Genomic DNA, 22,805 nt, shown 5'->3' with positions numbered 1-22,805 from the left:
CCGCCTTTCTTTATAGAATCCCCAATCTCGTATGAGGTTGGGGATTTTTTTGTTTATATAGGGTAGGTGTGTTTTGTACTTATAAACGTTTTTACAGGAAAAAGTTTCATTGTTTATAATAACTTTTAAGCTTGTTCTAAGACTATAAAAAAAGAGCCCCTAATAGGCTCTTATTCTTTTTGAAGATCATTTACTTTATCGAGTATGTATTCCATTTCATATCCTTTTCTATGTAGGAACCCAATTAGTTTTTGTGTTTTTTTATTTATGTCTTGATCTGTTAATGATTGCCAACGTTGTTCAGCTAGTTTATTTAGGGTTTCGAAGTACATAGTATCGTCTATTTCAGTCATCGCTATTTTTATTAGGTTAGCTGATATTTTTCTGATTTTAAGTTCTCCAAGTATTCTATTTTTTCCCCATCCACTAATTCTATGTTTACCTCTTGCAAAACTACGAGCAAAGCGTTCTTCGTTTAGAAATTTATTGTTAATTAAATAAACTAATATTTCATCGTGTAGATCAGAGGAAACTTTTAAATTGTATAATTTAGATATAACTTCAGCATGACATCTGTCTTGATAAGCACAAAAATGTTCTAATTTACTTTTTGCTTGTTCTAGTGTTAAGGACATGTTTTTATTCTTTTTCAATTTACTTTATTCCTAGGCTTTTATGAGTATTGATTATAGCCTTTTTATTTTTATAATCAATCCAATCCTGTCCTTTTAATCTTCTCATGAAGTTATCAAAATATCTCATTACGGTAATATTATAGATTGCTTTTCCAAGGTTACTATATTTAGAAGGGAATGCTCTTAGACTCATAGATATACTTGGCGTAAGATATTTCATATAGTGCCAATAACCTTCAGGCATATAAAGCATTTCTCCATGTTTTAGATTACAGATATATCCTTTTGCATATTTTAAAGCAGGCCATTTATCAAAATCAGGATTGTCAAAATCAATGTCTTCTCTGGATATTAATGCATGCGGTATTTTATACATATATTTTGTTTGGTCTGGTGAAAATAGCATACATTGCTTTTCTCCATTAAAATTGAAATGTAATATATTAGAATAATCAATATCAAAATGCATGAAGACTTTTGAGTTTGTTCCTCCAAAAAATAACATTGGAAGTTGTTTTACTAGACGAAGTCCTAGTTTTGGCCATTTAAAATCACTCTTAAGACTTGGAACTTCTTTCATTATATTATATAGAAAGATTCTATAATTTGTTGGGCCTTTTTCAAGTAGTTCTATGTAATCAGCCATCTTCATTGTTGCATGTGCTTCATTAAAACCATCTTTATGAGAAACAGGCCTATCATCATATAGTGGTACTATTTTTTCACCTGCTATTTCCTTTATATAATTTAAGCGCCATTTTTCGTAAGCAAGCCAATCTTCAGTTAAGTTTTCTATTACAACAGGAATCTGTTTTTTAAAATATTTTTCAATAAAGTCTTTTTCAGAGATAGAGTTTACCCTTTCTATTTCTTGAAGTTGTAATTTTTTCATGCTATTTTACATTAGTCTTTCTTTAAGTACTATCATAATAAATTTATGTAACCTCAAATTTAATAAATCATTATTGGTTTTTAATACTAGGTGCTTGTAAAATAAGCCTCGAGATAGCAAATTGATTTATTATCGACTAATGGTAAGTGATGGCATATTTAACAGTTGGTACAGTAAAATCTATTTGTAATAGTCGTATATTTAAAATAAAAATTATGAGTATAACTAAGAGTTATTTGTTAGAGTTAGGACATGAGTTAAATAGTACAAAGAAGATAGTAGCTTGTGTACCTAATGATAAATGGGGCTGGAAGCCTCATGAAAAGTCTATGAACTTAGGTGATTTGGCAAAGCATATTGTAGAATTAACAATTTGGACTGAGAATATCCTAACAAAGGATAGTTTGGATTTTCAAATAGATTACAAGCCTTTAGAAGCACAAACTACAGAAGAGTTGTTGGTTCTTTTAGACAAGTATGAAAAGGCTGTTATATCAGCTTTAAATATGTTTGATGAGGAAAAGTGGATGTCTGAATGGAAGTTAAAGTCAGGAGATCATATAATCGTTGCTATGCCAAAGGTTGGAGCTAATCGATTTATTGTAAATAACCATATTTATCACCATAGAGGACAATTATCAGTTTATTTGCGTTTATTAGATGTAGCTATTCCAGGAATGTATGGACCTTCAGCTGATGATGTTAAATAAATTATATAAATTAAAAAAGCCTAACTCAATGAGTTAGGCTTTTTTTGTGCCCGGAGTGGGAATCGAACCCACACTCCGAAGAACACGAGTTTGAGTCGTGCGCGTCTACCAATTCCGCCATCCGGGCTGATGACTTATTGTTTGTGAGTGCAAATGTAGATAAAAAAAATTAGGTACAAAGAAAAAATATAAAAAAAATCGTTTTCTCAATTTATATTTTATAAATTTGCACCGCTTAATAAAAACAGTTAAGCTCTAACTCGCAACATAACAACTAATTATATAATGTCATATTTCGAACCAGACGCTAAGATTTTTGCATGTGCTCAGAGCGTTGAGCTTGCTGAGAAAATTGCAAAAGCATACGGAGTAGAATTAGGAAAAGTAACTCTATCACATTACAGTGATGGGGAGTTTCAACCTTCTTTTGAAGAATCAATTAGAGGACGAAGAGTTTTCTTAGTATGTTCTACATTCCCGTCATCAGATAACCTGATGGAATTGTTACTAATGTGTGATGCTGCTAAACGTGCATCAGCAAGACATATTACAGCTGTAATTCCTTATTTTGGATGGGCTAGACAGGATAGAAAGGACAAACCAAGGGTTCCGATTGGAGCGAAATTAGTTGCTAAATTGCTTGAATCAGCAGGGGCAACACGTATCATGACAATGGATTTACATGCTGATCAAATCCAAGGATTCTTTGAAAAACCAGTGGATCATTTATATGCATCTACAATCTTTTTACCGTATGTAAAAAGTTTGAAGCTTGATAATCTAACAATTGCATCTCCTGATATGGGAGGATCTAAGAGAGCATATGCTTATTCTAAGTTCTTAGAATCAGATGTAGTAATTTGTTATAAACAACGTAAGCAAGCTAATGTTATTGATAAAATGGAGTTAATAGGAGACGTTACAGGACGTAACGTAATCTTAGTTGACGATATGATTGATACAGGAGGTACTTTAGCTAAAGCAGCGGATATGATGATGGAGCGTGGAGCATTAAGTGTTAGAGCTATATGTACACATGCTATTTTATCAGGAAGTGCTTATGAGAAAATAGAACAATCAGCTATTCAAGAATTAATCGTTACAGATTCAATTCCACTGAAGAAGCCTTGTGATAAAATAAGAGTATTAAGTTGTGCTCCATTATTTGCAGAAGTAATGCACAATGTACATGCTAACGAGTCTATTAGTAAGACTTTTGTAGTTTAGAATTTATTAATTTTTTAAATATATTTAAATGAAATCAATTACGATTAAAGGATCTGAAAGAGAAAGCGTAGGTAAAGTATCAACTAAAGCCTTACGTAATGCTGGAATGGTACCTTGCGTGTTATACGGAGGAACTGAAGCAGCTGTGCATTTTTCTGCTGAAGAAAAAGCATTCAAAAATTTAGTTTACACTCCAAACGTACACACAGTGGTAATTGAGTTGGAAGGTGGAAAAAAATTCAACGCTATCTTACAAGATATCCAATTCCACCCAGTAAGCGATAAAATCTTACACATCGATTTCTATCAATTACATGACGATAAAGAAATTACATTAGACGTACCAGTTAAAATCACTGGAAACTCTAAAGGAGTAATGGCTGGAGGGGTATTAAACCTAAACTTACGTAAATTGAAAGTTAAGGCTTTACCAGCTAACTTACCAGACTTCGTAGAAGTAAACATTTCTAACTTAGAAATGGGGAACAAATTATATGTTACTGATGTACCTGTTAACAATTACAAATTGTTACACACTGATAACACTGTAATCTGTCAAGTAAGAATTTCTCGTGCAGCTATGAAAGCAGCTCAAGAAGCAGCAAAAGCAGCAAAAGCTACTCCAAAGAAAAAATAATTCTTTTGAGAAGATATTTATTAGAAGCATCTGTGTTTACACAGGTGCTTTTTTTGTGCTTTAAAATAAGGTTACTTCTTTGCTTTAATGTACTTTTGTAACACAATTAATTATGTCATTAATAGAAGGATGAAGAAATTTTTAATTATAGGACTTGGGAATATCGGTGCTGAGTATATCAACACACGTCATAATATCGGTTTTAAAGTTGTAGACGAAATAGCTAATGAGCTTGGAGGTGATTGGCAAACTGTAAAACTAGGAAGCTTAGCTGAAGTAAAGATAAAAGGTAGAACACTTTTATTATTAAAGCCTAATACATATATGAATTTAAGTGGTAAGGCAGTTCAGTATTGGATGGAGAAAGAAAAGATCCCAGTAGAGAATATTTTAGTGATTACAGATGATTTAAATCTTGCTTTTGGAACAATAAGAATCAAACCAAAAGGGTCTGATGGTGGACACAATGGATTAAAAAGTATTCAAGGTACTTTAAACTCTGCTGCATATCCTCGTTTTAGATTTGGTATCAGCGATGAATTTAAGAAAGGGCAGCAAGTTGATTATGTTTTAGGGGTATGGGATGAGAAAGAGAAAGAACAGTTGCCAGAACGTCTTAAAATAGCTTCTAAAGCAGTACAGGAGTTTGCTTTGGGAGGATTGAATAATGCTATGAATACTTATAACGGAAAGTAGATTAAGTAAAGCTTATAAAGTAAAAAAGGAGTTACTCATTGAGTAACTCCTTTTTTTTATCATTATACCTGTGGTTTTACCACGTTGATATGTAATTCTTCTAATTGTTCTGGAGTGATAGTTGACGGAGCGTCAATCATTACATCTCTACCAGAGTTGTTTTTAGGGAATGCGATGAAGTCTCTAATCGTCTCTTGACCTCCTAAGATAGCTACTAATCTATCTAAACCAAAAGCTAAACCTCCATGAGGTGGAGCTCCATATTGGAACGCATTCATTAAGAAACCAAATTGTTTTTCAGCTTCTTCTTTGCTAAATCCAAGGTGTTTAAACATTAACTCTTGAGTAGCCTTATCGTGAATACGAATAGAACCTCCTCCGATTTCGTTACCGTTTAATACCATATCATAAGCATTAGCACGTACTTTACCTGGGTCAGTATCTAATAATGGAATATCTTCTACTTTAGGTGAAGTAAATGGGTGGTGCATAGCGAAGTAACGTCCAGCTTCTTCGTCATATTCGAATAGAGGGAAGTCGATAACCCACAATGGTGCGAACTCATCAGACTTTCTTAATCCCATACGATTACCTAACTCCATACGTAGAGCACTTAATTGAGCTCTTGTTTTATTCGCAGGACCTGAAAGTACTAAGATTAAGTCACCAGCTTTAGCACCAGTCACCTCAGCCCATTGCTTAAGATCTTCTTGATCATAGAATTTATCTACAGAAGATTTATATGATCCATCAGCTTCACATTTACAGTACACCATACCAGAAGCACCTACTTGTGGGCGTTTTACCCAATCAATAAGAGCATCTATCTCTTTACGAGTGTATGAAGCAGCACCTGGTACAGCTATACCTACTACTAACTCTGCACTATTAAATACACCGAATTCTTTATGTTGAGTTACAGCATTTAACTCACCGAACTCCATCCCAAAACGGATATCTGGTTTGTCATTACCATATTTGCGCATTGCTTCTTCAAAAGTCATACGAGGGAACTTATCAACTTCAATTCCATGAACTGATTTTAATAAATGTCTAGTCATTCCTTCGAATGTATCCATAACATCTTCTTGGTTTACGAACGCCATCTCACAGTCTATCTGAGTAAACTCAGGCTGTCTATCAGCACGTAAATCCTCGTCACGGAAACACTTTACTATTTGGAAGTATCTATCCATACCACCTACCATTAACAGCTGTTTGAATGTTTGTGGTGATTGTGGTAAAGCGTAGAATTCTCCAGCATTCATACGAGAAGGCACTACGAAGTCACGTGCTCCTTCAGGAGTAGAACTAATTAAGTAAGGAGTCTCTACCTCACAGAAATCTTGAGCAGAAAGATAATTTCTCACCTCTTGAGCTACCTTGTGTCTAAACAATAAATTGTTCTTCACTGGATTTCTACGGATATCTAAGTAACGGTATTTCATACGGATATCTTCTCCACCATCAGTATCATCTTCGATAGTAAATGGAGGAACAGCAGATTCGTTTAATACTGTTAGCGTATCTACTAAAATCTCAATATCTCCAGTAGGGATATTTGGGTTTTTAGAAGCGCGTTCGATTACTTGTCCTTTTACTTGAATTACAAACTCTCGTCCTAGGTTTTTAGCTGCTTCGAATACTGCTTTATCAGTTCTCTCTGCATCAAAGATTAATTGTGTAATCCCGTAACGGTCACGTAAATCAACCCAAATCATAAAACCTTTATCGCGATGCTTGCTTACCCATCCTGATAGGGTAACTTCTGTATTTATATCCGAAGCTCTTAAGGCTCCGCAATTATGCGTTCTGTACATTGCTAAAAATTATTTCCTACAAATTTATAAACTTATTATGAATGATAGAATAAAAGCCAAAACAATATGTCTTAGATTTTATAAATATCTATTTTTAAGCTATTTCCCTTTTTTTCATTTTGATAAATACATAAGCCAATATCGCCCCACATAGTGCTAATCCTGCCCCTACCCATTCAGGAGAGTTGTATCCTAACCCCATGGTAATAGGTAGCCCACCTAATGAAGCTCCTAATGCATTACCGATATTGAAGGATGCTTGTCCAGCTGAAGCAGCTAACATTTCAGAACCTTTCGCATTGTTGATTAATAACATCTGTAAAGGAGAACCGATTGTGAAAGCAACTAATCCAGTGATAAGAGACATCGCATAAGCCATCCATTGAATATTTACTGTGTAATATACGATAATTAAACAAGTTGCCATTGCACAGAAAGAGAAAATAACGGCTTTAGCAGGAGGGAAGGTATCCGCTAATTTTCCCCCTACGAAGTTTCCTAAGAACATACCTAACCCTACTAGGGTCATGACTAAAGGTATTTTTGCTTCTGATATTAAAGCGATATTAGTCATCATCGGTGCGATATAACTGATCCAAGCAAATAATCCTCCTGTACCTATAGAGATTAAGGCTACCAATACCCATGCAATAGGTGTTTTAAAGAAAGCGGTTTGTTTCTTTAGATTTGTCTCTTTGTCTGCTTCTAACTTAGGTATCCAAAATGCGATAGTGATAGCAGATACGATTCCTAAAGAAGCGATTAACATATAGGCTGTTCTCCATGAATACTCTTGTCCGATGTAGGTACTCAATGGCACTCCTACTAGATTAGCCGTAGTAAGCCCTGCGAACATGATGGCTACCGCTTGTGCCTCTTTTCCTTTTTGAGCTAATCGTGTTGCTACCACAGACCCTACCCCAAAGAATGCTCCATGAGGAAGTCCTGACATAAAACGAGAAATAATTAACGTTGTATAACTTGGTGACAATACAAATAGTAAGTGAAAGAATGAGAACATCATCATTAATGCTATCAATACTTTATGAGGAGCATATTTATTAGAAGACATGACCAATAATGGAGCCCCTACTACTACCCCTAATGCATAAGTAGAGATGAAGTTACCCGCTTTAGGTATGCTTATTTGTAAGTCTTTAGCGATGTCAGGTAGTAGTCCCATCATTGAGAATTCTGTCATTCCGATGGCTAATCCACCTACAGCTAATGCTATTAAACTTTTGTTCATTGTTGTTTTACTGAGTTTGATTTTATGTAATATTATAATGTTTCTTTTCCTCTTTCGTATTGATTCGCCCATGCTAGACTTACACCTAGTTCATTAGCAGCTCTCATGACGAAATGAGGATCTCTTAGAAATTCTCTACCGAGTAAGATACAGTCAGCTTGATTGGCCTTCAGGATATCTTCTGCCTGTTGACCCGTTTTGATAAGACCTACTGTTCCTACTAATATATTGGTTTGTTGTTTTATAGCTTCAGCAAAAGAAACCTGATAATTAACCTCAACTTTTATTTGTTGATGTCTTACTAGCCCTCCAGTACTCACATCTATAAGTTCTACCCCTTTATCATATACTATTTTAGCGAGTTCTATACTTTCTTCTAGAGTCCAACCTCCATCAGCCCAGTCAGTGGCTGATATTCTTAACCACAGACTTTGTGTAGTCAAGACAGATTTAACAGCCTCTATGACTTCTAAGACTAATCTGATTCTATTCTCAAAAGTTCCTCCATACTCATCTGTACGCAGATTGGTTAAGGGAGATAAGAACTGATGTAGTAAGTAACCATGAGCACCGTGTAGCTCTATGATTTCATAGCCTGCTTTTATAGCGCGTTCAGCCCCTTGTCTAAAAGCATCTATTATTCTCTTTATCTCTTCAGTATCCATTGCTATCGGAAGGTTTTCTGCTTCGTTGAAGGCAATAGCTGATGGAGCTATAGTTTGCCACCCGTTCTCATTATTGGGAGCTATCTGCGCTCTATTTATCCATGGCTTGTCACAGCTAGCCTTTCTTCCTGCATGGGCTAACTGTATACCAGGTACAGTACCTTGACTTTTTATAAACTCCGTTATCTGCTTTAGTTTCACTATATGTTCATCAGACCATATTCCTAAATCAGCATAGGTTATTCTACCTTCAGGAGTCACAGCAGTCGCTTCTTGTACAATGGCAGCAGCTTTTCCTATCGCAAATTGACCATAGTGTACAAGGTGCCAATCACTCGCAAAACCATCTTTTGCAGAATACTGACACATAGGTGAAACAATGATTTTGTTGTGTAAAGTGTTGTCCCTTAGTTTTAAAGGAGAAAATAGAGTTTTCATAATTTGTGTGTTGTTTGGTGGTGCAAAATTATTAAATCCAAAATAGAATAGAAGGTCTTTTGTCCTAAAAGATATTTTCAGCAATAAAAGTTACAATAATTTGAGGAGTTCTTCTCAAGTAACCCTATATTTGTTATTTATAATTAATTTAAATAAAGACATAATGAGAATGACTTCTAAGGTTATTACTAGCACAGTACTAGCAGCCCTGCTTTTTGTAGGTTGTAAGAAAGAAAACACTAAAGCTTCTTCTGAAGAGACGATTACGATAGAGAATATGGGGAGATCAGTTAGTTTTAATAAAAAACTAGAGAATGTAGTTGTGTTCGACGTGGGAGCGATGGAGAATATGGCAGAATTAGGCATACCATTTAAGGGAATGGCTAAGGTATACAGCCCTAACTTCCTATCTAAATATGCAGATGATGAGAGTATTGTGAACGTAGGATCTTTTATGCAGCCTAACTATGAGTTAGTAAGTTCTGTAGATCCAGACCTGATCATTATGAGTAACTGGTTTGATAAAGACTATCCAGAGTTCGCTAAAATAGCACCTACGATCTCTTTAGGTATCTCAGGAAGTAATTATTTAGCAAGTACAAAAGACAATCTGAAAACAATTGGTTCTGTCTTTCAAGTAGAAGATAAGGCAGATAAATTGATCGAGAATATCGATACAAAAGTAGCTGAGATGAAAGAAGTGATTAATAAGAGCGATGCTAAAGCTTTATTAATCCTGTATAACAATAAGAGTTATAGTGCCTTCGGAGAGGACTCTCGCTATGGATATATCTTTAATGATCTAGGAGTGAAGTCTGCAGCTGCTGGTCTAATGGGGGGAAGCGATCACGGTAATGTAGTATCTAGTGAGTTCGTACTAGAGCACAACCCTGATATTATCTTTATCATCGATAGAGGTGCTGTAATGGAAAATGTAAATGCTGATAAGAAAGAAGTAGAGAACCCATTGATTCAAAAGACTAATGCATATAAGAATGGCAAGATTGTTTATCTAGATCCTAATGCATGGTATCTAGCAGGAGGAGGGTATATCTCTCTAAACATTATGTTAGATGAAGTAATGAAAGCGTACAAATAATAAAGTAAAAAGCTTCTCGAAAGAGAAGCTTTTTTTATGTCTATTGTTTTTTAACGAACAGATTACTTGCTATTTTTTTGGTGATAGTGATCGTATGGTCATCTACTCTGATGGTGTACGACTGATCAAAAGGCTCTATATCTAATATCTCTAGTTTTGATCCTAACGATATTTTCTGTTTATCCAAGTATTGTAAGAACTCTGTAGAAGAATCTTTCACCCCTACGCATACCACTTCTTTATTAGCTTCTACTTCAGATAATAACTTCTTATCTATCTGTTTTATTTCTCCTTTTTCGTTAGGAATAGGGTCTCCATGAGGATCTTCTGTTGGGAATCCTAGAAATGCATCTAGTTTGTTAATTAACTTTTCTGACTTTATATGTTCTAGTTCTTCTGCGACATCGTGAACTTCATCCCAATTAAATCCAAGTTTATCCACTAAGAATACCTCCCATAGTCTGTGCTTTCTCACGATCATCTTAGCAGCCATAACTCCCTTAGGAGTAAGTGTAACTCCTTGATACTTTTGATATTTAATCAGCTCCTTATCATTTAGCTTCTTTATCATATCTGTCACAGATGAGGCTTTAGTTTCGATTTTTGCAGCAATAGCATTAGTCGAAATTCCTTGAGTTTGCCCTAGTGATAAATGGAATATAGTTTTTAAATAATTCTCTTCTGAATAGGTAAGCATGGATTGTTTTTTTGTTTAAATACAAAGTTAGTGTTTTTTTAATTACAAATTAATTTTTAGCTTTGCCTAAATTTAATCAAAAGCCATGTGTAAAAGTATTTTTAAACTTGTAACAATAAATATTTTTCTTTGTCTCTTTTTTGCATTGAATTCCTATGCTCAAAATATCAAAGGAAAAGTTCTTTCTAATGGTACTGTGCTTTCTTATGCTACAGTTACCTTAGTAGGGACAGATAAGGGAGTAGTCACTGATGAGCAAGGTGGTTTTACTTTCGAGTCAGTAAAAGAAGGAACCTATACTGTGAAGGCAGACTTCGTAGGTTTTGCAGCTCAGACTAAAAAGGTAACTGTAAAAGGAACTCAGACCAGTACAGTATCTTTCGACCTAAAAGAAGATGCTAATCTAGATGAGATCGTTATCTCGGGTACACTGAAGCCTGTGCTAAAGTCAGAAGCAGTAGTACCTGTAGAGATATATACGCCAGCATTCTTTGAGAAGAATCCTACTGCTAGTTTATTTGACGCTGTACAGATGATTAACGGAGTACAACCTCAGCTAAACTGTAATGTATGTAATACAGGAGACATCCATATCAATGGTATGGAAGGGCCGTATACTATGATCCTGATCGATGGTATGCCTATCGTATCTTCTCTATCGACTGTATACGGGCTATTCGGTATCCCGACGAATATGATCGAGAGAGTAGAAGTAGTTAAGGGACCAGCCTCTTCACTATACGGAACAGAAGCGATGGGTGGTATTATCAACGTGATTACTAAAGATCCAGAGCACGCAGCGAAGTTAAGCGTAGATGCTTTTAGCACGACTTGGTTAGAAAACAATATAGATTTAGGAGCTAGTTATAAACTAGGGAATAAAGTAAAAGGACTTTTTGGAGGGAACTACTTTAAGTTCGGAGAACGAAAAGATAAAAACGGGGATGGTTTTACAGACGTAACACAACAAGACAGAGTATCTTTATTCAATAAAGTATCTCTAAAGAGAAAGGATGATAAAGTAGCTAGTCTTGCACTGCGCTATGTATATGAAGACAGATGGGGAGGAGAGACTAATTGGAAGCGCAAGCAACACCGCGGAGGAGAAGACGTATATGCAGAGAGTATCTTCACTAACCGCTTCGAAGCGATAGGGATGTACCAGCTACCGACTACAGAGAATATCTATACACAGTTCTCTTATATCTATCACAAGCAGAACTCTATGTATGGACCAGAGTCTTATGATGCGAAACAACAAGTAGCTTTCGCTCAAGCTTATTGGGATAAGACCTTAGGAAATCACAGTCTTTTACTAGGTTCGTCATTTAAGTACACTTATTATGATGACAATACTCGTGCTACGGGTATCTATGATGAGAATGGATTAGTAAAGAATCAACCAGAAGAAACTCCGATACCAGGTATCTTCATCCAAGATGAATGGACGCTTAATAAAAAGAATAAATTATTATTAGGATACCGTTTTGACTATGATAAGACCCATAAAGGGATTCACTCTCCACGAGTAGGACATAAGTACACACCTCATCCGCACCATACCTTAAGAGGGAGTTTTGGTACAGGATTCCGTGTAGTGAATGTCTTCACAGAAGATCACAGAGCGTTATCAGGAGCTAGAGAAGTAGTATTCGCTGAGAAACTAGACCCAGAGAAATCATACAATGCTAATATCAACTATACAGTGAAAGTACCTTCTAATTTCGGAGTGTTTAATTTCGATTTGAACGGGTTCTATACTTATTTCACGAATAAGATTGATGCAGATACAGATACAGACCAGACTAAGATTATCTATGCTAACCTAGATGGGCATGCTATCTCTAAAGGGGTCTCTCTTAACGTAGATGTGACATTTGACTTCCCACTGAAGTTGATGGCAGGAGCTACTTATATGGATGTATTCAGAAAAGAAGATGGAGTACGTGAGCAAATCTATCATTCTCCTAAATGGTCAGGTAACTTTATCGCAAGTTATAACTTCGGTAGTGGATTTACAGCAGATTTGACATCAGACTGGAAGGGACCGATGAGATTGCCACGTGTAGAGAATGACTATCGACCAGAGTACTCACCATGGACAGTATTAGCGAATATCCAAGTGACTAAGAAGTTTAACAACGGATTCGAAGTATATGGCGGAGTGAAGAACTTATTCAACACGCTACCAAAAGAAGATCCTATCTCTAGATGGTGGGATCCATTCGGAGAGCCAGGTAATGGTGTAGCACCACCTCCAGGTAGAAATGATGTAATCTTCGAACCAAACGATTATAGTTATACTCCATTGCAAGGGATAAGAGGATTCTTAGGAGTGAGATATAACATTTTTTAGTTAGCACATAAGCAGAATGACGAGATTTTATTTTTTTTTCATGTTTAGTTATTTCTTTGGGTTAGCACTCCATGCTCAACCCAAAGAGATAATGTTTTCGGAGTTAGAGCAAGTGATGGCTACTGACCCTAAACCCGTTGTCGTATTTATGCATACAGACTGGTGTAGCTATTGTGCTCTGATGGAAAAGAAGACGTTGAACAATGATAAAGTGATGCAGAAGTTAGATGAAGACTTTTATTTCATCTCTTTTAACGCAGAACAAGAAGAAGCTATAGAGTATAAAGGAAAGCGCTATGAGCTGAGAAAGACTGGTGTCCATGCGAAGCAGCACGAGTTAGCAAAAGAATTAGCTCAGTCTAATGCTTATCCAGCTGTTATATTTCTCAATGAGAAACTAGAGATCATGTATAGACATTTTGCGTATGTACGATCTAATGATATGTATAAACTACTGAATGCTATAAAACCTTCTTAGCATTTAGAATAATAAGACTAGATGCAGTACAGAACGTTAAGCGTATATGTATTGGCGATTTAATAGTTGCAGTACTAGTACATCTGTGCGTATACATTTGTATTAGATACATAGTTAGTTAGAATTATGTTGCAGGCCTTACACAGTATACCACTGTGTAAGGCCTTTTTTTGTTTAGTAATGTTAGATATGCTGTACACTGTATAATAGGTATTACTCCTAATTCTCTTTTTGCTTTCTTGCTTACATAAAGCGATTATGGTATAGTTGATTTCGATTTGATTTCGATGTGCTAGGCTAGTGGTCGGCTTATTTATGGTGTTTTTAAGCCGACCAAATGCCCATCACAAGCCGACCAAAAGCCGACCACCCTATTTAAAAACATAAAAAAGACTATTTTTTGATCGTTTTGTAGGGTTTAATAGGATTGGAAATGTTGTTTTTTTATTGAGATTAATGAATATTGTATGAGGTAGGAGTTTACTAGTGTATATAATATAGAGTAGATAAGGCATTGATCATATCGATAAGGGCTTTAGAAAACAAAAAAAGGAGTGACAAGCATCACTCCTTTATATAGAACTCGGTTTATTATTATTTTTCTAAAGCTACTTCTTGTGCTTTTACATAGCTTTCTATTAATGCTTGGTAGTTAGGCATTACAGAAGACATTCCCTTAGCATATACAGCCGCATCTTTATGTCTCCATGTTTTTAGGATTTCGCTTAGTACAGCAGTAGTTGTGATAGGAATTACTCCAGCCATCATCAGTCTATTCATCGTTACTTGTGTAGACATTGGACTCATATCGCCAGAAGCATCAATAACAGCGAATACTTCAAACCCTTCTGCAGCAGCTGAGATAGCTGGGAATGCTACACATACACTTGTCAATACTCCTGCGATCACTAGTTTTTTCTTTCCTGTAGCTCTTACTGCATCTGCAAATTCCTTCGTATCCCATGCGTTTACTTCTCCATTTCTCCCTATGTATTGTGCATGAGGAGCTAGTTGGTGAATCTCTGGCATTAGTGGCCCATTAGGTCCTTTTGGCTCAGATGCTGTTGTGATTACTGGGATGCTCTCTACAGCTGCGATTTCTGCTAATACTTTTACATTTTCTCTAAGTGTAGCTACCTCGATATCTTTTACCGTTTGGAATAATCCACTCTGGTGATCGATTAATAAAAATGCTACGTCGTCTGCGTTGATACGTGTTAACTTGTTCATGGTAATTTATATTTTAATTAATTTTCTGTATCAAAAATACATTGATACTTAGCTAAGTACACTTAATCTAAATTAAGAAGAGATTGAGTGCATCGCTTTGTTGATAAGGGATAAAGACTGTTTAGGTATTCAGATTAGCTTATATACCTTTATTATTTTAATTAAAAACTAAACATTTAGTTTGATAACTAATAAAATAGTTATATGTTTGTGTATATCAAATCAGTATTATGGAAAAATTGACCAATAAAGAAGAAGAGATTATGTGCATCCTTTGGAAGTTAGAAAAGGGATTTGTGAATGATATTCTAGAGCACATGCCAGAGCCTAAGCCACATTATAATACACTCTCTACGCTAGTGCGTATATTAGAAGAAAAAGGGGTAGTGTCTTATAAAGCTTATGGCAAGTCACATCAGTATTATCCTCTGGTAAAGAAAGAGGATTATCGAAAGATGTTTATGGAAGAGACTATGGAGAAGTACTTTGATAATTCGTTTAGTAATCTAGTGAGTTTCTTCGTGAAGGATAAGAAATTATCTAAGACAGAGCTAGAGGAACTAATGGATATTATAGAAAAGAATAAAAAATAGTTTGATTATCAACCAACCAATCAACTGAATTATGACACCTATTCTTATATATATATTGAAGGTAAATGGGCTACTGCTGGTAGTGTATTTATGCTATAAACTGTTTTTACAGAAAGAGACGTACGTCAAGACGAATCGATTGTATTTTATAAGTGGTATTTTTTTGAGTCTAATACTGCCTTTGCTAACTTATACGAAGGTAGAAACGATAAACTTAGCGCCAATGTCTCTCCCGATTATGGATGTAATGGAGGATGTGGAGCTAGTACAAGAGAAGAGTCTATGGACGATGAATGATGTATACCAATACACATCTTATCTTTATTTAACGATCACGCTGTTGAGTCTTTTGTGGTTTGGGTATAAACTGATTAAGTTAACTAGACGTATTAGTAATATGCCTAAGACGGCTATTCATCAGAATATACGAGTAGATAGATCGAGTAGTGATGCTTATTCTTTTCTACACTATATCGTGTTACCTAAAGATTATGAAGAGCTGAGCCAGCTAGAGATAGTACTACTCCATGAGGAAGTACACGTCCATCATAAGCACAGCTTAGATCTTATCCTCGTGGAGGGGTTAAAACACGTATTCTGGTTTAATCCGATGATACGACTACTACAGAAAGAGGTAAACCTAAATCTAGAGTATATCGTAGATCAAGAGATTGCGAAACGAGAGGATAGCTATACGTATCAGCGTGCACTTGTACTATACGAATCTAATAAGATAGCGTGTGTACCTGTGGTGAATACTTTTGGCTCTTCAGATCTGAAGAAGCGTATATTAATGCTTAACAACCCAAAATCAACTAATATGAAACGTTTAAAATTATTATTAATCACTCCTGTATTAGCAGGGTTCTTTTTCCTCTTTCAGATAGAGGTAAAAGCGAAGTATATAGAGAGTCCAGCTTTTGAAGAAGATCATGTAGAAGACACTTTATTAGATGAGTATACAAGTATGACTACTGAAGTAGAAGAGGATCAACTAGATCAATCTGGTAAAAAGAAGGCTCCTAGTCATGATGATATGGCAGCAATAGCGGAAGAAGCTATAAGAATAGGAGAGGAAGCGTCTAGACTAGTGGATGAAAGTGAGCGTATAAGAGAAGAGGCGGAGCGCGTAAGTAAAGAGATACTAGAAGAGAGAAAAGTAATTCTAGCTAAGGCGGAGGAGATGAGAAAAGTGAATTTAGCTAAAACAGATCGTGAACGAAAAGAAATTCTGGCTAAAGTAGAGAAGATAAAAAAAGAAAGCTTAAGTAAAGCAGAAGAAGCACGAAAAGTCGCTTTAAAAACACGAGAAGAAAGTCTAGCTAAAGCTGGGATAGCTCGAGCCAATGCAATAACAGAAGTGAAGAATAGAGAATGGAAAGTTAAAGCAAACAAAGTTGAAATTGATTTTTCAGAAGATACGGTAATAGATGGTGAGAATGTAGTTATCATTAAATCAGGTAAACGCAGTAAAGGAGAGTTTGTGTATTATGTAAACGGAAAGCTGTATGATGAGAGTAATAAACATGAAGCAGAAGCGCTAGTAGAGAAGTATGGTGCTAAAGGTGTACGTGTTTATAGTAGAGCAGCTGCAGCTGACGAACTTGGCTATACGGGTAATGGTAGTGTGTTTGGCTTTACATTAATGACAGATGAGGATCGTGCGAATGAAGCTAGAGTAGAAGCCTTAACTAAAAAATATAAAGAAAAAGTCATCAAGGATATGACTCAAGTACAGAATAGTGACTATAAAGGATTAGTGTATATCAATGGTGTGAAGAAGTCTGCTGAAGATCTAAAAAATATACGCACAGATAAAATGGTGTCAATGGATGTATTTAAAGGAGATGCAGCAGTCAAAAAATATGGTGAAGAAGGAAGAGAAGGTGTTATCCTAATACGTGTAAAACCTTAAGTGTGATTCTTATATAAGATTATGTTAGCGAGTAATTAACCTCATCAATATGATGAGGTTAATTTTTTTAATATAAATAGTGTTAATGTTATGTTAATTAAACTTATTTTTCTTTATTATATTTGCATTAAAATATTTTAATATGAAAAGAAATTTACTTGTAATGTGTCTATCACTTGCGACAATGGCAGGAGCCTTTGCTCAGAAATTAGTGATTAAGAAAAGTGTTGTTTATGTAGATAAAACTACTGATCCTTTAGCGAGTATTGAGAAGGTAGATAGTAATACCTATATATATAAGAACCCTCAAGGAGAAAATGTATTTAAGTTGGAGGATATTAATGTAAATACTAGAGTAGCTACTTCATTTCATGTAGTGAATGTGACAGACTTACGTAATAATAAGAGTAATAATATACCTTTTGAGAGTTTATCTTTTGCTTTTGGTAATGAGACTGTATTATTTGCATTAATTTCTAAAGGACAATATAAGTTGATTAATGACAAAGGAATAGACTATACTGTTTTAGACGCTTTAATGGATGAACCTAAACAAGATGTGATGAGTAGAGTTAATATGATTAATGACTCAGTACAAGCTGTTATTGATAAGGGGATTGCTATCATGGCAGAAAAGAAAATTAGAATAGCTGCTGACAATAAGATTTTTAGTGATAATACGGAAATAGGGAATGTGGTTTTTAAGACAACCAAAGATAATGGGACTATCTATGCATTCTTTAATAAAAAGACAAAAACAACTATTGGATATTGGTCAAGCTTTAAAGAAAAAATTAATATGGGGGATTTGTATAGAGCTGAGAGTCCTGCATATATGTTATTTACTTATGATAATCAACGTTTCAGAGTATATCAGATGTCTAATAATGGTGTAAAAACACCTTTTTCTCAAGAATTATTAGCTATTATGTATGCTAATGGTATTGACTTTGAAAATGTAAGTGATGAAACTATTAAAGTTTTAAGTGATAAGTTAGCAGAAGAAAAGAGAATAGCTAAAGAAAATGATGTAAATATTAGAAGAGAGAAAGGATTCTTAATCGATGGAAAAGGTGTGAGAGTAGAGGGTGAGATTTCTATCGCTTTTGATAATACTGATATGCTGGAGAATGATATTTTTGGTGGATCTGGTAATATAGCTGATATTTCAAGCTATGGTAATAAAGTTTTCGTTTATGCTGAAAATGCAAAAGGTAAGTTTAAGTCAACTAGTTATAAGGCTAGTGATAATGTTAAGTTTGAAGTTACTTTAGCTAAAGATGGTAAAGTAGAGCGCTATGAAGGATTTAATTATGATATTGCAAATAAGACTATGGGATTTTTAAATAAATTAGCTAGTGGGGCTACTTTCTTTAAACATATATATGGAAATAATAAACTCGAATTATTCTACAGCCCTACAGAGAAGTTTTATACTATAAAATTAAAAGATGTTAAGAATGGTTTTGCGACAACTAGAAGTGATCAAGATAAACTTATAGCAGCTATTAAAGCTTATCTAGGATGTGAATCAATTAATTTAGAAGGAATTGATTTGTTTAGCCTAGAAGGATTAAAACAATTAGTAGATAAGTACGATACTCAATGTAACTAGCCATTATAAATTAAGAATAAAAAAAGCCCAAGTCTAATTTTAAGCTTGGGCTTTATTATTTTATGTAATGTATCTATCTAGAAAATACGTTTAATCACGTGGAATATTTGGTATACGCTATTAATAGGGTATTCAAATGGTTCGTATATTTTATTACGGCTAGATAAGGTGATGACACCTTTTTTCTCGTCATAGTTCGTAATGTCTTTTAAGAAGGTAGCATCCTTAGTGATGACGATAAACCCATAAGTCGTGTTTCTAAAACCGCCTTCCCATAGGTGACGTCCTACTTCACGTCCTAGTACTTCTGCTCCATCAGGGGTATCTTCTATGTTCCCTCCATTCATAGAGTCTCCTACTACATCAAAGGCCTTGTAATGACCAAGCCCAAACTTATCTACTCTGAACTGTACTGTGTCAAACTCTTGTATAAGCTGTGCGTCATCCTGATAGCAGGTAATATAAGAAGCATGAGCTGATGAAGGGATCTTCAGTACCTCTATATAGATACGCCCATCAGGGTAGAAGGTAAACTTGTTTCCGTGGTTATTATACATAATCTCTGGTACAGTATCCTTCGTGATATTAGTCGCTTCGAAGTTATATAGCTCCTGAGTAGGAGTATCTCCAGTTAGTTCTTGTATCGCTGGAGATGTATGTGATGTTAATAACATACTTCCTTCTCCTGTTAGTAACCAATGTTTGCTCAAGCTTAGGGCAAATTTGGTTAGATTCTCTATAAAGTTATCGCTGATGTTTACACGTCCATTTACTATCTGAGAGAAAGAAGACTTAGTATACCCTAGTTTTTGTGCTAGATCTGTTTGGTTCTTCGCTAATCCCTCAAAGAAAATCCACTTGATGGCATCGTTTACGCGTTGAATTCTATCCATAATAGTAATGATATTTAAAAAACTTTGTTTCTAATTGTTTTTATAATCGAAACTTTGTTTGTATATTTGTAAAAGTAATAGGAACAAAATTAGTCAAAAAAAGCATAGGTAGCTAATTTTAAAGGGATAAACTGAAATAATAGCGGTAGAATACTTCGACAGATACAAGTAAGATATTCTAGATAAGCAGTAAAAATCTCCTTTATAATACGAACGATGTTTATATTTTGGGTATGTCTTGTTCGATATATCAATACCAAAAATAAATTGTTATGAAAGCAGTGATGAGTACATCAACCGTATTTGAAGCAGGAGAACCAGCTATTCTGACTTTAAAAGAGAAACAAAGCATAGAGCGTGAACTGTATCTATACAGCGCCTTATACAGAACTAATGGTACTGGATACTTTACCTCAGGAGAGCGTATCTGTATAAACCAAGAGAGAGGGTATCACCTAAGCGTAGGGGGAGAAGAAGAGCTAAAACCTTATCAAATATCTAGTGAGTTAGAAGAAAAAATAGCTAGGTTAAGAGATAGAAGGTAGTGGATAAGGAATAAGTGATTATAAATAAAGTTTCGATTATTAAGTTGTTTTATCATTAAAAATAAAAGTTATGACAAAAAGAGTAGCAGGTAGTCAATTAAATAAGTTGAGAAGATATAAACTGATCTTGGATTTATATAACCAATACAAGACAGAAGACATCCCAGTGACGGTGGTATGGAAGAAATATATCTGTCCTGTGTATCCTATCTCTCGTACGACTCTATATGAAGTGCTGAATACGCCAGTGTATAAAGAACTCGCAAAAATAGAGGCAACCATGAAAGACCTAGATTAGAGTTATTAACAGTGTTTATAAGATGTGAATAGAGTTGTTCAGTCTCTTGACAACAAATAGGTTATGGTGTTGATAAGTGAGATCTTTGTAGCGTAATAATCAGGTTATCAACAGTGATTATAGGAAGTGAACAGAGTTGTTCAGTTACTGAACAGAAAGTTGAGTTAAGGTAGTAAAAGAGCGACCTTTGTAGAGTAGAAATACAAAAATAAGAAGTGTTTTGAAAGATTGAACAGAAGTGTTCAGTTGCTTAACAGAAAGTTGAGTTAGGGTAGTAAAAGAGCGATCTTTGTAGAGTAATAATCAGGTTATCAACAGTGATTATAAGAAGTGAGCAGAAGTGTTCAGTTACTTAACAGAAAGTTGAGTTAAGGTAGTAAAAGAGCGATCTTTGTAGAGTAGAAATGCAGAAATAAAAATTAGGAATATAGGAGTAGTACTTGCACAATAGGCGCCTACGTGCAATGTCTTTCCATCAGTATATTCTTTCCATTACAGATGAGAGCAATCTCATCACAGTATTTATAATCCAATAAAATTAGAGTAAAGTGAACTTGCTGTCAAAAAGCGAGCAAGGATAACTATGCCTTTATTGTTTATGTATAATCCAATTTAAATAATTGAAAATATGATAATTAAAGTATAACCAATCCAAAACCAGTGTGCTAATGAATGAAACAATAATAGCGACGGTAGTGGGCTTCGTTTCATCATTAGCGACATGGTGGGCGGCTAGACGTAAGAGTAAAGCTGAGGTACAAAGCTCAGAGCTCGATAATGTAGAGAAATCTCTAAAATACTATAGGGATATAGTAGATGACTTAGGAATTAAATTAAAAGAAGCTACCAACGAGCTTTATAAAACGTCTAATCTGCATCGCGAGGCTATCGATGAGCTAACTGCTACTAAGAAGGTAATCATCAACCTAGAACAGAAACTAGAGAAATTAGCTCTACAGAATAAAGAGTTGATCGATGAACTAAGGAAGTATAAACAGTTAAATGGCAAGAGAGAATGAGAACACAATTAGTTAGACAAGCTCAGAGTCAACTCCATGTACAGGAATGGCCTATCAAGAATAATAAAGGACCTGGAGTAAAAAAGTATCTGAACAGTGTAGGACTAGGTGAGGGGTATGCGTGGTGTATGGCTTTTGTGTACTGGTGTGTACAAGAGGTGTGTACTGATTATAAACTGTCAAATCCTTTAAAGAAAACTGGAGGAGTTTTAGCTCAATGGAATGCGAGTAAAGAGCTTCGTGTTATGAAGCCTGAGGTAGGAGATATCTTCATCATGGACTTTGGGAAAGGATTAGGTCATACAGGTATCGTGATAGCTGTGAATGGTGATGTCATTACAACTATAGAAGGGAATACGAATGACCAAGCAAGTAGAGAAGGGTACATCGTGGCTGAGAGGAAACGTCATATCCAAACGATCAATAAAGGATTTATCAGGGTGTTTAGTAACTCGTGACGTTATACAGTCTACCCAATCACAAAATCAAAAAAACTATATGAATATGAAAAAGCATGATCGATATATGCTCGTTTTTTTAGTGTTGTTGTTAGCACTTCTATTGATGAGCTGTGGTAGTCGCAAGACAGCGATTAATATGCAACCGACCACCACTGAGCAGGTAACCCAAACGGTAGAAGAAGTAAAGAGGGATACAGTACTGATAATCCCTGCTGATAAGAGTCAGTATGTGGCTGAATTAGCTGTACAAGGAAATAAAATAGTTGTGAAAGATGCGAATATAAAGCGCAGTAAAAACAAGGTGTTACAACCGCCAAAAGTACAGCTTCAAAATAATAAGCTAATCGTGGACTGTGAGTCAGAAGCTCAACGCTTATTCTTCGAATGGAAGGATAAGTTTATCAAAGAACAAAAGGTAGTGGAGACAAGGATACCCGTAGCTGTACCCCTGAATCTATCATGGTGGCAACAGACACAGATATGGCTAGGAAGAGGGTTTATGTTGTTGGTGTTCTTTGGTACAGCAGGCTTTATCATTAAGTCAAGAATATAAAATATTAACCAATCAATAAATAGCACATAGTTGAATAGAGCGTTATATGAGGCTATGTGTATAAATCAATTAATTAACCAATTT

23 protein-coding genes and 1 tRNA gene are annotated in these 22,805 nt (G+C 35.2%); 15 read left to right on the top strand and 9 right to left on the bottom strand.

Going from position 1 to position 22,805, the window contains the following annotated elements; genetic code table 11:
• Positions 1 to 170: 170 nt before the first annotated feature.
• Both RT228_RS14170 and RT228_RS14165 read right to left on the bottom strand, forming a co-directional pair.
• Positions 171 to 635: a regulatory protein RecX gene (locus tag RT228_RS14170; RefSeq protein WP_286397190.1), complete on the bottom strand. Its 465-nt coding sequence runs from the start codon at positions 633 to 635 to the stop codon at positions 171 to 173.
• Positions 636 to 654: 19 nt separating this feature from the next.
• A complete protein-coding gene (locus RT228_RS14165) occupies positions 655 to 1,527 on the bottom strand; it encodes a cupin-like domain-containing protein (RefSeq protein WP_016650233.1) in 873 nt (290 codons plus the stop codon).
• Between the two features lie 215 nt (positions 1,528 to 1,742).
• Between RT228_RS14165 and RT228_RS14160 the strand changes: the two genes are divergently transcribed.
• Entirely contained in the window at positions 1,743 to 2,237 is a 495-nt protein-coding gene (locus RT228_RS14160) for a DinB family protein (RefSeq protein WP_006259933.1), read from the top strand.
• A gap of 47 nt (positions 2,238 to 2,284) precedes the next feature.
• On the opposite strand, the gene RT228_RS14155 is transcribed toward RT228_RS14160, so the two are convergent.
• Positions 2,285 to 2,364, bottom strand: a tRNA-Leu gene (locus RT228_RS14155).
• 158 nt (positions 2,365 to 2,522) lie between these two features.
• Here RT228_RS14155 and RT228_RS14150 point away from each other — a divergent pair.
• From RT228_RS14150 to pth, 3 genes are all read left to right on the top strand, one after another.
• Positions 2,523 to 3,464, top strand: a complete 942-nt coding sequence (locus RT228_RS14150; RefSeq protein WP_006259932.1) for a ribose-phosphate pyrophosphokinase — start codon at positions 2,523 to 2,525, stop codon at positions 3,462 to 3,464.
• Between the two features lie 28 nt (positions 3,465 to 3,492).
• Complete coding sequence (locus tag RT228_RS14145; RefSeq protein ID WP_006259931.1) at positions 3,493 to 4,101, top strand: 50S ribosomal protein L25/general stress protein Ctc; 609 nt, start codon at positions 3,493 to 3,495, stop codon at positions 4,099 to 4,101.
• Between the two features lie 129 nt (positions 4,102 to 4,230).
• The gene (pth, locus tag RT228_RS14140; protein WP_286402503.1) at positions 4,231 to 4,797 is read left to right on the top strand and encodes an aminoacyl-tRNA hydrolase; all 567 of its coding nucleotides are present in this window, start codon (positions 4,231 to 4,233) and stop codon (positions 4,795 to 4,797) included.
• Positions 4,798 to 4,859: 62 nt separating this feature from the next.
• On the opposite strand, the gene aspS is transcribed toward pth, so the two are convergent.
• The 3 genes from aspS to RT228_RS14125 form a co-directional block, all read right to left on the bottom strand.
• A complete protein-coding gene (gene aspS / locus RT228_RS14135) occupies positions 4,860 to 6,617 on the bottom strand; it encodes an aspartate--tRNA ligase (RefSeq protein ID WP_006262416.1) in 1,758 nt (585 codons plus the stop codon).
• A gap of 94 nt (positions 6,618 to 6,711) precedes the next feature.
• Entirely contained in the window at positions 6,712 to 7,866 is a 1,155-nt protein-coding gene (locus RT228_RS14130; protein ID WP_286402506.1) for an MFS transporter, read from the bottom strand.
• A 32-nt stretch (positions 7,867 to 7,898) separates the two neighbouring features.
• Positions 7,899 to 8,969 (bottom strand): NADH:flavin oxidoreductase/NADH oxidase, encoded by a 1,071-nt coding sequence (locus tag RT228_RS14125; protein WP_286402509.1) that lies wholly within the window; start codon positions 8,967 to 8,969, stop codon positions 7,899 to 7,901.
• Between the two features lie 169 nt (positions 8,970 to 9,138).
• Between RT228_RS14125 and RT228_RS14120 the strand changes: the two genes are divergently transcribed.
• Positions 9,139 to 10,068, top strand: coding sequence for a siderophore ABC transporter substrate-binding protein (locus RT228_RS14120; RefSeq protein ID WP_006259926.1), 930 nt, complete (start codon positions 9,139 to 9,141; stop codon positions 10,066 to 10,068).
• 40 nt (positions 10,069 to 10,108) lie between these two features.
• Here the strand turns inward: RT228_RS14120 and RT228_RS14115 are convergent, their stop codons facing one another.
• The gene (locus RT228_RS14115; RefSeq protein WP_006262412.1) at positions 10,109 to 10,765 is read right to left on the bottom strand and encodes a metal-dependent transcriptional regulator; all 657 of its coding nucleotides are present in this window, start codon (positions 10,763 to 10,765) and stop codon (positions 10,109 to 10,111) included.
• 85 nt (positions 10,766 to 10,850) lie between these two features.
• On the opposite strand from RT228_RS14115, the gene RT228_RS14110 reads away from it, so the two are divergent.
• Together RT228_RS14110 and RT228_RS14105 are read left to right on the top strand one after the other, a co-directional pair.
• A complete protein-coding gene (locus RT228_RS14110) occupies positions 10,851 to 13,121 on the top strand; it encodes a TonB-dependent receptor (RefSeq protein ID WP_286402512.1) in 2,271 nt (756 codons plus the stop codon).
• Positions 13,122 to 13,137: 16 nt separating this feature from the next.
• Positions 13,138 to 13,599 carry a thioredoxin family protein gene (locus tag RT228_RS14105; RefSeq protein ID WP_006259923.1) on the top strand — a complete coding sequence of 154 codons (462 nt, stop codon included), beginning with the start codon at positions 13,138 to 13,140 and terminating at the stop codon, positions 13,597 to 13,599.
• Positions 13,600 to 14,193: 594 nt separating this feature from the next.
• On the opposite strand, the gene RT228_RS14100 is transcribed toward RT228_RS14105, so the two are convergent.
• The gene (locus RT228_RS14100; RefSeq protein ID WP_006259922.1) at positions 14,194 to 14,829 is read right to left on the bottom strand and encodes an isochorismatase family protein; all 636 of its coding nucleotides are present in this window, start codon (positions 14,827 to 14,829) and stop codon (positions 14,194 to 14,196) included.
• A 230-nt stretch (positions 14,830 to 15,059) separates the two neighbouring features.
• On the opposite strand from RT228_RS14100, the gene RT228_RS14095 reads away from it, so the two are divergent.
• The 3 genes from RT228_RS14095 to RT228_RS14085 all read left to right on the top strand — a co-directional run bounded on the left by RT228_RS14095 (position 15,060) and on the right by RT228_RS14085 (position 18,952).
• Positions 15,060 to 15,422, top strand: a complete 363-nt coding sequence (locus RT228_RS14095; protein WP_006259921.1) for a BlaI/MecI/CopY family transcriptional regulator — start codon at positions 15,060 to 15,062, stop codon at positions 15,420 to 15,422.
• 163 nt (positions 15,423 to 15,585) lie between these two features.
• On the top strand, positions 15,586 to 17,337 hold the full coding sequence (locus RT228_RS14090; protein WP_313138716.1) for a M56 family metallopeptidase: 1,752 nt from the start codon (positions 15,586 to 15,588) through the stop codon (positions 17,335 to 17,337).
• A 142-nt stretch (positions 17,338 to 17,479) separates the two neighbouring features.
• Positions 17,480 to 18,952 (top strand): hypothetical protein, encoded by a 1,473-nt coding sequence (locus RT228_RS14085; RefSeq protein WP_006266699.1) that lies wholly within the window; start codon positions 17,480 to 17,482, stop codon positions 18,950 to 18,952.
• A 77-nt stretch (positions 18,953 to 19,029) separates the two neighbouring features.
• Here the strand turns inward: RT228_RS14085 and RT228_RS14080 are convergent, their stop codons facing one another.
• Complete coding sequence (locus tag RT228_RS14080; RefSeq protein ID WP_006259918.1) at positions 19,030 to 19,845, bottom strand: XRE family transcriptional regulator; 816 nt, start codon at positions 19,843 to 19,845, stop codon at positions 19,030 to 19,032.
• A gap of 272 nt (positions 19,846 to 20,117) precedes the next feature.
• On the opposite strand from RT228_RS14080, the gene RT228_RS14075 reads away from it, so the two are divergent.
• From RT228_RS14075 to RT228_RS14055, 5 genes are all read left to right on the top strand, one after another.
• Positions 20,118 to 20,390, top strand: a complete 273-nt coding sequence (locus tag RT228_RS14075) for a hypothetical protein (protein ID WP_006259917.1) — start codon at positions 20,118 to 20,120, stop codon at positions 20,388 to 20,390.
• Between the two features lie 70 nt (positions 20,391 to 20,460).
• Positions 20,461 to 20,688 (top strand): hypothetical protein, encoded by a 228-nt coding sequence (locus tag RT228_RS14070; protein WP_006259916.1) that lies wholly within the window; start codon positions 20,461 to 20,463, stop codon positions 20,686 to 20,688.
• Positions 20,689 to 21,356: 668 nt separating this feature from the next.
• A complete protein-coding gene (locus RT228_RS14065) occupies positions 21,357 to 21,707 on the top strand; it encodes a hypothetical protein (RefSeq protein WP_286401259.1) in 351 nt (116 codons plus the stop codon).
• A complete protein-coding gene (locus RT228_RS14060) occupies positions 21,704 to 22,165 on the top strand; it encodes a CHAP domain-containing protein (protein WP_286401258.1) in 462 nt (153 codons plus the stop codon). The genes RT228_RS14065 and RT228_RS14060 overlap by 4 nt, the downstream gene beginning before the upstream one ends.
• A 46-nt stretch (positions 22,166 to 22,211) precedes the next feature.
• Positions 22,212 to 22,721 carry a hypothetical protein gene (locus tag RT228_RS14055; RefSeq protein ID WP_232297433.1) on the top strand — a complete coding sequence of 170 codons (510 nt, stop codon included), beginning with the start codon at positions 22,212 to 22,214 and terminating at the stop codon, positions 22,719 to 22,721.
• The last annotated feature ends 84 nt before the right edge of the window (positions 22,722 to 22,805 follow it).

The sequence above is a fragment of the Myroides sp. genome (assembly GCF_032073645.1).
GTDB lineage: Bacteria > Bacteroidota > Bacteroidia > Flavobacteriales > Flavobacteriaceae > Flavobacterium > Flavobacterium odoratimimum.
This window is presented reverse-complemented; position numbering and strand designations above follow the sequence as displayed.

Bases quoted from the DNA above. Each gene is read 5' to 3' on its own strand.
- RT228_RS14170 (WP_286397190.1), bottom strand. From the start codon at position 635: ATGTCCTTAACACTAGAACAAGCAAAAAGTAAATTAGAACATTTTTGT.
- RT228_RS14165 (WP_016650233.1), bottom strand. From the start codon at position 1,527: ATGAAAAAATTACAACTTCAAGAAATAGAAAGGGTAAACTCTATCTCT.
- RT228_RS14160 (WP_006259933.1), top strand. From the start codon at position 1,743: ATGAGTATAACTAAGAGTTATTTGTTAGAGTTAGGACATGAGTTAAAT.
- RT228_RS14150 (WP_006259932.1), top strand. From the start codon at position 2,523: ATGTCATATTTCGAACCAGACGCTAAGATTTTTGCATGTGCTCAGAGC.
- RT228_RS14145 (WP_006259931.1), top strand. From the start codon at position 3,493: ATGAAATCAATTACGATTAAAGGATCTGAAAGAGAAAGCGTAGGTAAA.
- pth (WP_286402503.1), top strand. From the start codon at position 4,231: ATGAAGAAATTTTTAATTATAGGACTTGGGAATATCGGTGCTGAGTAT.
- aspS (WP_006262416.1), bottom strand. From the start codon at position 6,617: ATGTACAGAACGCATAATTGCGGAGCCTTAAGAGCTTCGGATATAAAT.
- RT228_RS14130 (WP_286402506.1), bottom strand. From the start codon at position 7,866: ATGAACAAAAGTTTAATAGCATTAGCTGTAGGTGGATTAGCCATCGGA.
- RT228_RS14125 (WP_286402509.1), bottom strand. From the start codon at position 8,969: ATGAAAACTCTATTTTCTCCTTTAAAACTAAGGGACAACACTTTACAC.
- RT228_RS14120 (WP_006259926.1), top strand. From the start codon at position 9,139: ATGACTTCTAAGGTTATTACTAGCACAGTACTAGCAGCCCTGCTTTTT.
- RT228_RS14115 (WP_006262412.1), bottom strand. From the start codon at position 10,765: ATGCTTACCTATTCAGAAGAGAATTATTTAAAAACTATATTCCATTTA.
- RT228_RS14110 (WP_286402512.1), top strand. From the start codon at position 10,851: ATGTGTAAAAGTATTTTTAAACTTGTAACAATAAATATTTTTCTTTGT.
- RT228_RS14105 (WP_006259923.1), top strand. From the start codon at position 13,138: ATGACGAGATTTTATTTTTTTTTCATGTTTAGTTATTTCTTTGGGTTA.
- RT228_RS14100 (WP_006259922.1), bottom strand. From the start codon at position 14,829: ATGAACAAGTTAACACGTATCAACGCAGACGACGTAGCATTTTTATTA.
- RT228_RS14095 (WP_006259921.1), top strand. From the start codon at position 15,060: ATGGAAAAATTGACCAATAAAGAAGAAGAGATTATGTGCATCCTTTGG.
- RT228_RS14085 (WP_006266699.1), top strand. From the start codon at position 17,480: ATGAAAAGAAATTTACTTGTAATGTGTCTATCACTTGCGACAATGGCA.
- RT228_RS14080 (WP_006259918.1), bottom strand. From the start codon at position 19,845: ATGGATAGAATTCAACGCGTAAACGATGCCATCAAGTGGATTTTCTTT.
- RT228_RS14075 (WP_006259917.1), top strand. From the start codon at position 20,118: ATGAAAGCAGTGATGAGTACATCAACCGTATTTGAAGCAGGAGAACCA.
- RT228_RS14070 (WP_006259916.1), top strand. From the start codon at position 20,461: ATGACAAAAAGAGTAGCAGGTAGTCAATTAAATAAGTTGAGAAGATAT.
- RT228_RS14065 (WP_286401259.1), top strand. From the start codon at position 21,357: ATGAATGAAACAATAATAGCGACGGTAGTGGGCTTCGTTTCATCATTA.
- RT228_RS14060 (WP_286401258.1), top strand. From the start codon at position 21,704: ATGAGAACACAATTAGTTAGACAAGCTCAGAGTCAACTCCATGTACAG.
- RT228_RS14055 (WP_232297433.1), top strand. From the start codon at position 22,212: ATGAAAAAGCATGATCGATATATGCTCGTTTTTTTAGTGTTGTTGTTA.